We start from the raw sequence: 12,468 nt of genomic DNA, 5'->3' as shown, positions 1-12,468 counted from the left end.
GGGGGGGCCCCCCCCCCCCGGGGGCCCGGGGGCGGGGGGGGTCGGGGGGGGGGGGGGGGGGGGGGGGGGGGGGGGGGGGCCCCCCCCCCCCCCCCGCCCCGCCGGTCACCCGGCCGCCGCGGGCCCGCCGTGGATCCGCAGGAATGCGTCCACGCCCGCCGCCGCGATCCGCTCGACCTCCTCCGCGGCCACCGGCAGGGCGCCCCAGAAGGAGCGCTCGGCCACGCCGTGGAAGGTCAGCAGGGTGAACTGCTCGGCGGCCAGCTCCCCGTCCTCGACGGCCAGCAGTCCGCGGCCGGTGAGCACCGTGAAGTGCTGTGCGAGGTCCCGCTGGGAGGCCACCGGACCGGCTTCCAGCCAGGCCTCCAGCACGTCCGCCGGGATGTTGGCCACCTCGGCGCGGATGGCCCGGCCGAGCGCCCCGTGTTCGCCCGCGGACAGGACGGCGTTCGCCCGCTCGACCGCGAAGTCGACCAGGCCGCGGCGCGGGTCCACCACCCGGTCGAGGTGCTTTACCATCAACTCCCGAATCCGCTCGGTCAGTTCGGCCGAGCTCTGAAGCGCCACCGACAGGAAGAGGGTCTCCTTGTCGGCGAAGTGGTTGTAGACCGTGCGCTTGGACACCCCGGCCTCGGCCGCGATCGCGTCCATGCTGGCCCGGACGTAGCCCTCGCGCCCGAAGACCGTCGTCGCGGCCCGGGTGATCGCCTTGCGCTTCTCCGGTCGTCCCGCTCCGCCTGTGCTCGCCACGGCCCTCCTCCTTCTGCGCCGGCGTCCTCGCCGGCCTCCTAGAAACTGCTCGGTGCAGTGTAGGCGGACCTGCTCGCGGGCGACTTGCCGCCGAACAGGCGTGCTCTATGCTGCGTACGATCTCTACACCTCTGTAGAGCAAATCCGAAAACGTGCCTGCCCCCGAGCAGCGACGGGAAACCGGGAACGGGAACCGGCCGGCCGAACACCAGCGTCCCGTACTGGCAGCGCCGCTACCGCTCTTCCACGGCTGACCCGGCGCAGCGCCGAGGCGGCGCGCGAAGCACGGGAACACCGGGGGTGAGTGAGTGGCGGGGCAGCGAGGACGGTCGCCAGACCAGGGTTCACGGCGGCGGCCGGCGGGTCGCCCCACCGGCCCCACGAGGCCCTTCTCCGGCGGGCCGGCGCTGCCCGGGGTGGTGGCCGTGGGGCTGCCGCTGGTGGGCGCCGTGGTCGACGAGCTCTCGGGGCCGGGCACGGGCATCGCCTTCGCGGTGTGCGCGGTGCTCGGCACCGGCCTGGCGGCGGGGCTCAGCACCCGCCGCGGCTGGTGGTGGGTGCTCGCCGCCTCCCCGCTGGTCGTGCTCGGCGTGACGGCCGCCGTCGAATTCTCGGCGAACTCCGAGAAGTACCGGGGCAACGCCCTGGCGACGGGCTCCGCGAAGTGGGTGGTGCACGGCTTCCCGGTGATGGCACAGGCCGCGGCCGCGGCCCTGCTGGTGATGGTGGCCCGCGTGGTCGTGGACCGGAGGAGGCAGCATGGCTGACGAGCGCGAGCGACCGGAGGGCGGCCGGCCAGCCGCCCGCAGGGGCCCGGACGCCCCGGCGGCGCGTCGCGGCTCCCCGCTGCTGGTCGCCGCCCGGGTGGTCGCCTGCACGGCGGGCTTCGCGGTGTTCGCGGCCAGCGGCGTGGTCTGGTACGAGTACACGTCGCTGACCGACGGGATGACCACCTCCAACGCCATCTCGGAGACCAGGAAGGACGCCCCCAAGCACCTGGACAACTCGGTCAACCTGCTGCTGATCGGCCTGGACAGCCGCAAGAACATGGACGGCTCCGACCTGCCCCCGCAGTTCGTCCAGGACGAACTGCACGCCGGCCACAGCTCGGACGTGGGCGGCTACAACACCAACTCGCTGATCCTGCTGCACATACCGGCGGGCGGCGGCAAGGTTCAGGCGATCTCCATCCCGCGCGACGACTACGTCATGACCTACAACGGCGACGGCACCCAGCAGGGCATGCACAAGATCAAGGAGGCGTACGGGATCGCGAAGGAGAAGGTGAACCCGGGCCTCCAGGCCAAGGGCCTCAAGGGCGCCGATCTGGAGAAGGCCGGCCGCGACGCCGGCCGCGCGGCCACCGTCCGCACCGTGCAGAAGTTCCTCGACCAGCCGGTGGACCACATCGCCGAGGTCAACCTGATGGGCTTCTACGACATCGCCAAGGCCGTCGAGCCGATCCAGGTCTGCCTGACCCACGACACCAGGGACCCGGCCATGGAGGGCCAGGGCTCCGGCGCCGACTTCAAGAAGGGCGTCAACACCCTCAACGCCTCCCAGGCGCTCGCCTTCGTCCGCCAGCGCCACAACCTGGACGACGGCAAGGGCAACACCGGCGACTTCGCCCGCACCCACCGCCAGCAGGCCTTCATCTCCTCCGTCGTGCACAAGCTCAAGCAGGACGGCATCATCAGCGACATCGGCAAGCTCAAGGACCTGTTCGGCGTCGTCCAGAAGGACCTGGTGATCGACAACGAGTGGAACGTCCTGGACTTCGCCCAGCAGGCCCCGGCGCTGACCGGCGGCAACGTCGAGTTCAACACCCTGACCTTCGACGGCTTCGGCACCCGCAACGGCCAGGACGTCAACCTGGTCACCCCGGCGAAGATCCAGAAGGTGGTCAAGCAGCTGTTCGGCTACGCCGACGCGGCCGCGCCCGCCGCCGCGGCCGACGGCGCCACCGACGCGCCGACCACCGAGGCCCCCGCCCCCTCCCCGACCGCGACCACCCCGGCCAAGGCGGCCTCCCCGGCCACCGTCGACGTGTTCAACGGCTCCTCGGCCGCCGGGGTCTCCTCGACCGCCGAGTCCAGGGCCCTGGTCGCGATGGGGTTCAAGGAGGGCAGGACCGGACCGGCCGCCGGCAAGCCGAAGACCACCACGGTCACCTACGGCAAGGGCGCCAAGGACGCCGCCGACCAGATCGCCGCCCGCTACGGCGTCACCGCCACCGAGTCCGCCGCCGTCGCCCCCGACCACGTGGCGGTCACCCTCGGCAGTTCCTTCACCGGCGTCGCCTCCGACAGGCCCACCGCTCCCACGGGCCCCGCTCCCAGCGGCGACCCGGCCGCCAACCTGCCCATGCAGGGCCCGGGCGTCGACGCCGAGTCCGACGGCGGCATCCCCTGCGTCTTCTGACGCGACCGGCACCGCACCGAGGGAGGCCCCGCCGGGGCCTCCCTCGCGCCGTTTCCGACGCGGCTTCCCGGAGCAATCCTCCGAAGCGGTTTCCCGAAGGGGTTTCCCGCGCCGGCGCTTCCCGCCGACCCCTGGCGAGTTTCTCCGTACTATGTATAGTGTACTTCGTACGGGATAGCCGTGCGCCATGACGAGAGGGCTCCGCCATGCAGATCACCGACACCGCCGTCTCCCTGACCGTCGAGGACACCGCCGCCTCCGCCGCTTTTCTCCGGCGGCACTTCGGCTACACCGAGCAGATGTCCGCCGACGGGTTCGTCTCGCTCGCCCACCCGGGCGGCGGCGTCAACGTCGTCTACCTGCGGCGCGGCCTGGAGGTACTGCCCGAGGAGCAGCGGCACCGGACCGCGGACGGGGTGACCCTGGCCTTCGTGGTCGAGGACGTCGCCGCCGAAGAACGGCGGCTGCGCGGGGAGGGGGTCGCGATCACCCTGCCGCTGCGCGAGGAGCCGTGGGGGGAGAAGCTGTTCCAGGTCGCCGACCCGAACGGGGTCGTGGTCGAGCTGGTCGAGTGGGTGCAGCGGTAACCGTCCCGCGGAACGCGAGGCGCCCCCGCCCCGGGGGACCGGGACGGGGGCGTCGAACTCGACGCGTCGAACTCGCCGCGCCGGACGGTCAGTCCACCGTCCAGGTGTCGCTGCCCGCCAGCAGCGCCGCCAGGTCGCCCGGGCCGTGCCGGTCGACGGCGGTGGCCAGCTGGTCCGCCATCAGCTCGTCGTAGACCGGCCGCCGGACGTCCCGCAGCACGCCGATCGGCGTGTGGTGCAGGGTGTCCGCGTCGGCGATCCGGGAGAGTGCGAAGGCGGTGGCGGGGCCGGCCGCGTGGGCGTCGTGCACCACGACGTCCGCCTCGTTGTCGGCCGTGACCGGCGCCACGAACAGCTCGCCGTCCGGCCCCCGGAAGACGCCCTTGGCGGCGTCCGCGCCGAAGCGGACCGGCTGTCCGTGCTCCAGCCGGATCAGCGCCTCGTCCCGGGTGCCGGCCTCCTTCAGCACCTCGAAGGCGCCGTCGTTGAAGATGTTGCAGTTCTGGTAGATCTCCACCAGCGCCGTGCCCTCGTGCTCGGCCGCCGCCCGCAGCACCGACTGGAGGTGCTGGCGGTCCGAGTCGATGGTCCGGGCGACGAAGGAGGCCTCCGCGCCGATCGCCAGCGACAGCGGGTTGAACGGCGCGTCCAGCGAACCCATCGGAGTGGACTTGGTGATCTTGCCGAGTTCGCTGGTCGGTGAGTACTGGCCCTTGGTGAGGCCGTAGATCCGGTTGTTGAACAGCAGGATCTTCAGATTGACGTTCCGCCGCAGGGCGTGGATCAGGTGGTTGCCGCCGATCGACAGCGCGTCGCCGTCCCCGGTCACCACCCACACGCTGAGGTCCCGCCGGGAGGAGGCCAGCCCGGTCGCGATCGCCGGCGCCCGGCCGTGGATCGAGTGCACCCCGTAGGTGTTCATGTAGTACGGGAAGCGCGAGGAGCAGCCGATCCCGGAGACGAACACGGTGTTCTCGCGCTTGACGCCCAGCTCCGGCATGAAGCCCTGCACCGCTGCCAGGATCGCGTAGTCCCCGCAGCCGGGGCACCAGCGCACCTCCTGGTCGGTCTTGAAGTCCCGGGCGCTCTGCGGCCCTTCGGCCCTGGGCACCAGTCGCAGCGACGGGAAGCCGCGCTTCTCGGAGTCAACGTCACTCATCGGTGGTCCTCCTCGTCCAGGCTGCCGATCGCCGCCCGCAGCACGTCCGCCAACTGCGCCGCCTTGAACGGCAGTCCGCGCACCTGGTTGTAGGACTCCGCGTCCACCAGGTACTTCGCCCGCAGCAGCAGCGCGAGCTGCCCGAGGTTCATCTCGGGCACGATGACCTTCTCGTAACTGCGCAGGACCGCACCCAGGTTGGCCGGGAACGGGTTGAGGTTGCGCAGGTGCGCCTGGGCGACCTCGCCGCCGTCCGCGCGCACCCGGCGCACCGCCGCGGTGATCGGGCCGTACGTCGAGCCCCAGCCGAGCACCAGCACCCGGGCGTCGCCGGTCGGGTCGTCGACCTCCACCGGCCGGACCGTGATGCCGTCGACCTTGGCCTGCCGGGTGCGGACCATGAAGTCGTGGTTGGCGGGGTCGTAGGAGATGTTCCCCGTGCCGTCCTGCTTCTCGATGCCGCCGATCCGGTGCTCCAGGCCGGCCGTGCCGGGCACCGCCCAGGGCCGGGCCAGGGTGTGCGGGTCCCGCAGGTACGGCCAGAAGGCGCCGTCCTCGCGGTTCGGCTCCGTCGCGAACCGCGGGTCGATCTCCGGCAGTTCACCGACCTCCGGGATCCGCCACGGCTCCGAGCCGTTCGCCAGGTAGCCGTCCGACAGCAGGAACACCGGGGTGCGGTAGGTCACCGCGATCCGGGCCGCCTCCAGCGCCGCGTCGAAGCACTCGGCGGGCGTGGCCGGGGCCACGATCGGCACCGGCGCCTCGCCGTTGCGCCCGAACATCGCCTGCAGCAGGTCCGCCTGCTCGGTCTTGGTGGGCAGACCGGTGGACGGGCCGCCGCGCTGGATGTCCACCACCAGCAGCGGCAGTTCCAGCGACACCGCCAGGCCGATCGTCTCGGACTTCAGCGCCACGCCCGGCCCCGAGGTGGTGGTCACCCCGAGCGCCCCGCCGAAGGCCGCGCCGAGCGCCGCGCCGATGCCGGCGATCTCGTCCTCGGCCTGGAAGGTGCGCACTCCGAAGTTCTTGTGCTTGGACAGCTCGTGCAGGATGTCCGAGGCCGGGGTGATCGGGTACGAGCCCAGGTAGAGCGGCAGGCCGGAGCGGTGGGCGGCGGCGATCAGCCCGTAGGACAGCGCCAGGTTGCCGGAGATGTTGCGGTAGCGCCCGGCGGGCAGCCTGGCCGGCGCCACCTCGTAGGAGACCGCGAAGGACTCGGTGGTCTCGCCGAAGTTCCAGCCCGCCCGGAAGGCGCTGATGTTCGCCTCGGCGATCTGCGGCTTCTTGGCGAACTTGCCGCGCAGGAAGGCCTCGGTGCCGCGGGTGGGCCGGTGGTACATCCAGGACAGCAGCCCCAGGGCGAACATGTTCTTCGCCCGCTCGGCGTCCTTGCGGGCCAGCCCGCTGTCCTTGAGCGCCTCCAGGGTCAGCGTGGTGAGCGGCACCTTGTGCAGGTGGAAGCCGTCCAGCGAACCGTCGCCCAGCGGGTCCGCCGGGTAACCCACCTTCGCCAGCGCCCGCTTGGTGAACTCGTCGGTGTTGACGATGATCTCCGCGCCGCGCGGCAGGTCCGGCAGGTTCGCCTTCAGCGCGGCCGGGTTCATCGCCACCAGAACGTTCGGGGCGTCGCCCGGGGTGAGGATGTCGTGGTCGGCGAAGTGCAGTTGGAAGGACGAGACACCCGGCAGCGTGCCGGCGGGCGCCCGGATCTCCGCCGGGAAGTTCGGCAGCGTGGAGAGGTCGTTGCCGAACGCGGCCGTCTCCGAGGTGAACCGGTCACCGGTGAGCTGCATGCCGTCACCGGAGTCGCCGGCGAACCGAATGATCACCCGGTCGAGTCTGCGAACGGGCTTGGCGCGCCCGGGCGGCGGGCTGCCCGGGGCGTGCGGACCGGCCGGCCCGGCCGCTCCGGGGCGCTGCCCACCGCTGCCGGCGCGGGCCCCGTCGCCGTCCGATCCGTCCACTGCCTCTGACTGATCGACCTGACTGGTCACTGCCGCGGACCTCCTCGTGGGCACACCACCGCGGGCGCGGCCCCGTGCCCCGTCCGCCTGGTGCACCGCTCGCATCCTATGCGCGGGCACACGAGCCCGGCCGGAACTCCGGCAGGAATTTCCGCCCGCCCGCGGCTCTCGCCGCACCTACCGACAACGCCCGGCCACCGGAGATCATTCCGGGTACGGAGCAGCGCGCCGCGACGGGGCCGGAAGGGCTTCCCGGGCCGCGGGCGGGAGCGCCCCGGGAGCCGTCGCGGTCAGGAGTTGAGGTAGGTGAGCACCGCCAGCACCCGGCGGTGGTCCTCCGGGCTCTGCGCCAGGCCGAGCTTGAGGAAGATGTTGCTGACGTGCTTCTCCACCGCGCCGTCGGAGACCACCAGCTGCTTGGCCACCGCCGCGTTGGTGCGCCCCTCCGCCATCAGCCCGAGCACCTCGCGCTCGCGCGGGGTGAGATTGGCCAGAACGTCGCCCTTGCGGCTGCGGCTGAGCAACTGCTGCACCACCTCCGGGTCCAGCGCGGTGCCGCCCTCGGCGACCCGCACCACCGCGTCGGCGAACTCGCGCACCTCGGCGACCCGGTCCTTCAGCAGGTAGCCGACGCCCCGGGTGGAGCCGGCCAGCAGCTCGGAGGCGTAGCGCTCCTCCACGAACTGCGACAGCACCAGCACGCCCAGCTGCGGGTAGCGCCCGCGCAGTTCCACGCAGGCGCGCAGGCCCTCGTCGGTGTGGGTCGGCGGCATCCGCACGTCCGAGACCACCACGTCCGGCAGGGCGTCCGAGGCCGCCAGGTCGTGGACGGTCTTCACCAGGGCGGCGCCGTCCCCGACACCCGCCACGACCTCCAGGCCGCGGTCGGTGAGCAGCCGGGTCAGACCTTCCCGCAGCAGTACGGAGTCCTCGGCGATGACGACGCGACGCATGGTGACCTTCCGGGCAGGCGTGAGCTGACGGGAGCCAGTCTCCCCCATCCCGGCGGCGCCGTGGGCGGGGATCACATGGTGCGGATGGCCACCGCGTCGCACAGGCCGTCCAGGGCCGCCTTCGCCGCGCAGTCCGGCAGCGGGGCCAGCAGCGCCCGGGCCTCCTCGGCGTGGCGCAGGGTCTCCCGGCGGGCGCGCTCCAGCGCGGGGTGGGCGCGCAGCAGGCGCAGCGCCTCGGCGTGCAGGGCGTCGTCCGAGAGGTCCTGGGTGAGCAGTTCGCGCAGCCGGGTGTCGTCCGGGTCGGCCGGGTCGGCCGGCATCTGCTGGAGCAGCAGGGTCGGCAGGGTGGCGACGCCCTCGCGCAGGTCGGTGCCGGGGGTCTTGCCGGACTCGTCGCCGTCGCTGGCGATGTCCAGCACGTCGTCGGCCAGCTGGAAGGCGATGCCGATCCGCTCGCCGAACTCGCCGAGGGTGTCCACCAGCCACGGCTCGGCGCCGGCCACCAGCGCTCCTATCCGGCAGGAGACGGCGATCAGCGACCCGGTCTTGCCCTCCAGCACGTCCAGGTAGTGCAGCAGAGGGTCCCCGTCCGGGCCGGGGCCGCGGGTCTCCAGGATCTGGCCGGTGACCAGCCGCTCGAAGGCCTCGGCCTGCATCCGCACCGCCTCCGGGCCGAGGTCCGCCAGCACCTGGGAGGCGCGGGAGAACAGGAAGTCGCCGGTGAGGATGGCCACCGAGTTGTCCCAGCGGGAGTTGGCGCTCTCCGTCCCGCGGCGCACCGGGGCCTCGTCCATCACGTCGTCGTGGTACAGCGTGGCCAGGTGGGTCAGCTCGACCACCACCGCGGCCGGCACCACGCCGGGCGCCCCCGGGTCGCCGAACTGGGCGGCGAGCAGCAGGAGCAGCGGGCGGAAGCGCTTGCCGCCGGCCTCGATCAGGTGGCTGGCGGTGACGGTGATGAAGGGGACGTCGCTCTTGACGGCCTCGGAGAGCGCCGCCTCCACCGCCTCCAGTCCGAGCTGGACGTCCCGGGTCAGGTCGCGGTCCTGCACGCTGAGCCCGAAGGGTCCCACGACGGTCACGAAGACCACTCCTCTGTCCCTGGTCGATCTAGCGGCCTGGTCCCTGAGTGCCGCCGCTGGCCATACAGGCAGGGTATCCGGTCGCGAGTGGATCACTGCACGGGCGTGCGGATCCCGTCATGCCCGCGCCCGAAGGCCTGGTCAGGGGCGCTTCGGGGGCGAAACGGCGGTGGGGGCGAATGCGTCCGGAAATAAGGGCTGGAGATCGGCCCGGCACCCGGACCGATCTCCAGCAAACCGACCGGTGACGGTCAGTACGCGAACAGCGAAGCCTTGGAGGCGAGGTCCAGGAAGTACTGCGGCAGCAGGCCCAGGCCCAGCGTGACCAGCACCCCCACCCCGATCGCCGTCGCCGTGAAGGCGCTCGGGATCGCCACCGTCGGGCCGCCCGGCTTCGGGTCGGAGAAGAACATCAGCACGATCACCCGGATGTAGAAGAACGCGGCCACCGCCGAGCTCAGCACACCGACGATCACCAGCGGCGTCGCCCCGCCGGCCGCCGCCGCCTGGAACACCGCGAACTTCCCGGTGAACCCGGAGGTCAGCGGGATCCCGGCGAAGGCCAGCAGGAACAGTGCGAACACCGCCGCCACCAGCGGCGAACGCCGCCCCAGCCCCGCCCAGCTGGACAGGTGGGTCGCCTCGCCCTTGGAGTCCCGCACCAGGGTGACCACGGCGAAGGCGCCGAGCGTCACGAAGGAGTACGCCGCCAGGTAGAACAGCACCGAGGACAGGCCCTGCTTGTTGACCGCGATCACCCCGGTCAGGATGAACCCGGCGTGCGCGATCGAGGAGTACGCCAACAGCCGCTTGACGTCCTGCTGGGTCACCGCCAGCACCGCGCCCACCACCATGGTCAGGATCGCCACGCCCCACAGCACCGGCCGCCAGTCCAGCCGCAGCCCCGGGAAGGCCACGTAGAACAGCCGGAGGAACGCCCCGAAGGCCGCGACCTTGGTGGCCGAGGCCATGAACCCGGTCACCGGGGTCGGCGCGCCCTGGTAGACGTCCGGCGTCCAGGAGTGGAACGGCACCGCGCCGACCTTGAACAGCAGGCCCACCGCCAGCATCGCCAGGCCCATCAGCAGCAGCACGTCGCCCTGGGTGCTGCTCAGCTGCGCCGGGGTGGTCGTCGTCTTGCCGGAGACGATGTCCGCGATGTCGCCGAGCTTCACGCTGCCGGCGTAGCCGTACAGCAGCGCCGTGCCGAACAGGAAGAACGCCGAGGCGAAGGCGCCGAGCAGGAAGTACTTGACCGCCGCCTCCTGGGACAGCAGCCGGCGGCGCCGGGCCAGCGCGCACAGCAGGTACAGCGGGAGGGAGAAGACCTCCAGCGCCACGAACATGGTCAGCAGGTCGTTGGCGGCGGGGAAGAGCAGCATGCCGCCGACCGCGAACATGGTCAGCGGGAACACCTCGGTGGTGGTGAAACCGGCCCGGATCGCGGCCCGCTCCTGCTCCCCGCCCGGGGTGGCGGCGGCCTGGGCGGCGAAGGCGTCGGCGGGTTCGCCGCCGGCCCTCGGCTCCAGCTTCCGCTCGGCGTAGGTGAGCACCGTGACGACCGCCACCAGCAGGATCACGCCCTGGAGGAACAGCGCCGGGCCGTCCAGCGCGACCGACTCCATGGCCAGCAGGTCGAGCCGGGGGGCGCCGTGGCCCTGCGCGGCCAGCACCACCACGGCGACGAAGGCGCCGACCAGCGCGACCAGGGCGAGCGAGACCTGGGTCCAGTGCCGCAGCCGCCGGGGGACGAACGCCTCCACCAGGATGCCGGCCACGGCGGCGCCGAACACCACCAGCATCGGGGAGAGTTGGCCGTACTCGATGTGCGGTGCGGGAATGCTCGGGGTGTTGCCGCCGGCGGCGGCGAGCACTGCGCTGGCACTCACTTCTGCTCACCTCCTGAGGTGGCGGCGACCGGGTGGGCCGGCGCCGGATCGGTCCGGTGGACCTGCGAGAGCGTCGCGTCCACCGAGGGGTTCACCAGGTCGGTGAGCGGCTCGGGGTAGACGCCGAGCAGGATCGTCAGCGCCACCAGCGGTGCCACCACGGCCAGTTCGCGGACCTTGAGGTCGGGCATCGAGCGCACGCCCTCCTTCACCGGCCCGGTCATGGTGCGCTGGTACAGCAGCAGCGCGTACAGCGCGGCCAGCACGATGCCCACGGTGGCGATCACACCGATCGCCGGGTAGCGGGTGAAGGTGCCCACCAGCACCAGGAACTCGCTGACGAACGGGGCCAGCCCCGGCAGCGACAGGGTCGCCAGGCTGCCGATCAGGAACGTCCCGGCGAGCACCGGGGCGACCTTCTGCACCCCGCCGTAGTCGGCGATCAGCCGCGAGCCGCGGCGGGAGATCAGGAAGCCGGCCACCAGCATCCACGCGGCGGTGGAGAGGCCGTGGTTGACCATGTAGAGGGTCGCGCCGCTCTGGCCCTGGCTGGTCAGGGCGAAGATGCCCATGATGATGAAGCCGAAGTGCGAGATCGAGGCGTACGCGACCAGGCGCTTGATGTCCTTCTGGCCGATCGCCAGCAGCGCGCCGTAGACGATCCCGATCAGCGACAGCACCAGGATCGCCGGGGCGAAGGTCTTCGAGGCGTCCGGGAACAGCCCGAGGCAGAAGCGCAGCATCGCGAAGGTGCCGACCTTGTCTACCACGGCGGTGATCAGCACGGCGGTGCCCGCGGTGGCCTCGCCCATCGCGTTCGGCAGCCAGGTGTGCAGCGGCCAGAGCGGGGCCTTCACCGCGAACGCGAAGAAGAAGCCCAGGAACAGCGCGTTCTGGGCGGTGCCGGACAGCTTCAGGCTGCCGCCGGCGATCGCGTTCGTCAGGGTCGGCAGGTCGAAGGTGCCGAAGCCCTGGTCCTGGGCGACCACGTACAGGCCGATCACGGCGGCCAGCATCACCAGGCCGCCGAGCAGGTTGTACAGCAGGAACTTGACGGCCGCGTAGGAGCGCTGGCGCGCCGACTCGGGGCCGCCCGCCCGGTCGCCGAAGCCGCCGATCAGGAAGTACATCGGGATCAGCATGGCTTCGAAGAACACGTAGAACAGGAAGACGTCGGTGGCGTAGAAGGAGACGATCACCATCGCCTCCACCGCCAGGATCAGGGCGAAGAAGCCCTGGGTGCGGCGCCGCCGTTCGAAGGTGTCGGGGTCGACGGTGCCGTCCGGCGCGGCCGGCCCCGGGTCGGCGTCGTGCCAGGAGGCCAGCATCACCATCGGCACCAGGACGGCCGTGAGCAGCGCGAGCACCGCACCGATGCCGTCCACGCCGAGCGAGAAGGTGATGCCGAAGGAGCGGATCCAGCTGTACGACTCGGTCAGCTGGTAGCGGGCGCCGTGCGGGTCGAAGCGCAGCGCCACCGCGGCGGCCAGCGCCAGGGTGACGGCCGAGACGGCCAGCGCGACGGTCTTGGTGGTGCGGCGCCGGGCCTCGATCGCCCCGGCGGGCAGGGCGGCGGTCAGCACCGCGCCGGCCGCCGGGACGGCGCAGGTGACGGTCAGCAGGGCGCTCATGCCCGGCCTCCCCCGCGGGTTGTGGGTTCCTT

10 protein-coding genes are annotated in these 12,468 nt (G+C 72.2%); 3 read left to right on the top strand and 7 right to left on the bottom strand.

Annotated features, from left to right (window positions below; all coding sequences use genetic code 11):
* Positions 1-105: 105 nt before the first annotated feature.
* On the bottom strand, positions 106-750 hold the full coding sequence (locus ACFV1W_RS01070) for a TetR/AcrR family transcriptional regulator (RefSeq protein ID WP_380411664.1): 645 nt from the start codon (positions 748-750) through the stop codon (positions 106-108).
* A 425-nt stretch (positions 751-1,175) separates the two neighbouring features.
* Between ACFV1W_RS01070 and ACFV1W_RS01065 the strand changes: the two genes are divergently transcribed.
* The 3 genes from ACFV1W_RS01065 to ACFV1W_RS01055 all read left to right on the top strand — a co-directional run bounded on the left by ACFV1W_RS01065 (position 1,176) and on the right by ACFV1W_RS01055 (position 3,758).
* Positions 1,176-1,517, top strand: coding sequence for a DUF6542 domain-containing protein (locus ACFV1W_RS01065; RefSeq protein ID WP_380411661.1), 342 nt, complete (start codon positions 1,176-1,178; stop codon positions 1,515-1,517).
* Complete coding sequence (locus tag ACFV1W_RS01060) at positions 1,510-3,171, top strand: LCP family protein (protein ID WP_380411659.1); 1,662 nt, start codon at positions 1,510-1,512, stop codon at positions 3,169-3,171. Before ACFV1W_RS01065 ends, ACFV1W_RS01060 begins: the two co-directional genes overlap by 8 nt.
* Before the next feature lie 206 nt (positions 3,172-3,377).
* Positions 3,378-3,758 carry a VOC family protein gene (locus ACFV1W_RS01055; RefSeq protein WP_380411657.1) on the top strand — a complete coding sequence of 127 codons (381 nt, stop codon included), beginning with the start codon at positions 3,378-3,380 and terminating at the stop codon, positions 3,756-3,758.
* An 88-nt stretch (positions 3,759-3,846) separates the two neighbouring features.
* On the opposite strand, the gene ACFV1W_RS01050 is transcribed toward ACFV1W_RS01055, so the two are convergent.
* From ACFV1W_RS01050 to ACFV1W_RS01025, 6 genes are all read right to left on the bottom strand, one after another.
* On the bottom strand, positions 3,847-4,917 hold the full coding sequence (locus ACFV1W_RS01050; protein WP_380411655.1) for a 2-oxoacid:ferredoxin oxidoreductase subunit beta: 1,071 nt from the start codon (positions 4,915-4,917) through the stop codon (positions 3,847-3,849).
* Positions 4,914-6,911: a 2-oxoacid:acceptor oxidoreductase subunit alpha gene (locus ACFV1W_RS01045; RefSeq protein WP_380411652.1), complete on the bottom strand. Its 1,998-nt coding sequence runs from the start codon at positions 6,909-6,911 to the stop codon at positions 4,914-4,916. The genes ACFV1W_RS01050 and ACFV1W_RS01045 overlap by 4 nt, the downstream gene beginning before the upstream one ends.
* Positions 6,912-7,171: 260 nt before the next feature.
* Entirely contained in the window at positions 7,172-7,834 is a 663-nt protein-coding gene (locus ACFV1W_RS01040; protein WP_380411650.1) for a response regulator, read from the bottom strand.
* A gap of 71 nt (positions 7,835-7,905) precedes the next feature.
* Positions 7,906-8,916 (bottom strand): polyprenyl synthetase family protein, encoded by a 1,011-nt coding sequence (locus ACFV1W_RS01035; RefSeq protein ID WP_380411647.1) that lies wholly within the window; start codon positions 8,914-8,916, stop codon positions 7,906-7,908.
* 251 nt (positions 8,917-9,167) lie between these two features.
* Positions 9,168-10,805, bottom strand: a complete 1,638-nt coding sequence (gene nuoN / locus ACFV1W_RS01030) for an NADH-quinone oxidoreductase subunit NuoN (RefSeq protein WP_380411645.1) — start codon at positions 10,803-10,805, stop codon at positions 9,168-9,170.
* A complete protein-coding gene (locus ACFV1W_RS01025; RefSeq protein WP_380411642.1) occupies positions 10,802-12,436 on the bottom strand; it encodes an NADH-quinone oxidoreductase subunit M in 1,635 nt (544 codons plus the stop codon). The genes nuoN and ACFV1W_RS01025 overlap by 4 nt, the downstream gene beginning before the upstream one ends.
* Positions 12,437-12,468: the final 32 nt, after the last annotated feature.

The sequence above is a fragment of the Kitasatospora sp. NPDC059648 genome, from assembly GCF_042734825.1.
GTDB lineage: Bacteria > Actinomycetota > Actinomycetes > Streptomycetales > Streptomycetaceae > Kitasatospora.
The sequence above is the reverse complement of the archived record's forward strand: the minus strand, read 5'-3'. Positions and strand labels throughout refer to the sequence as shown.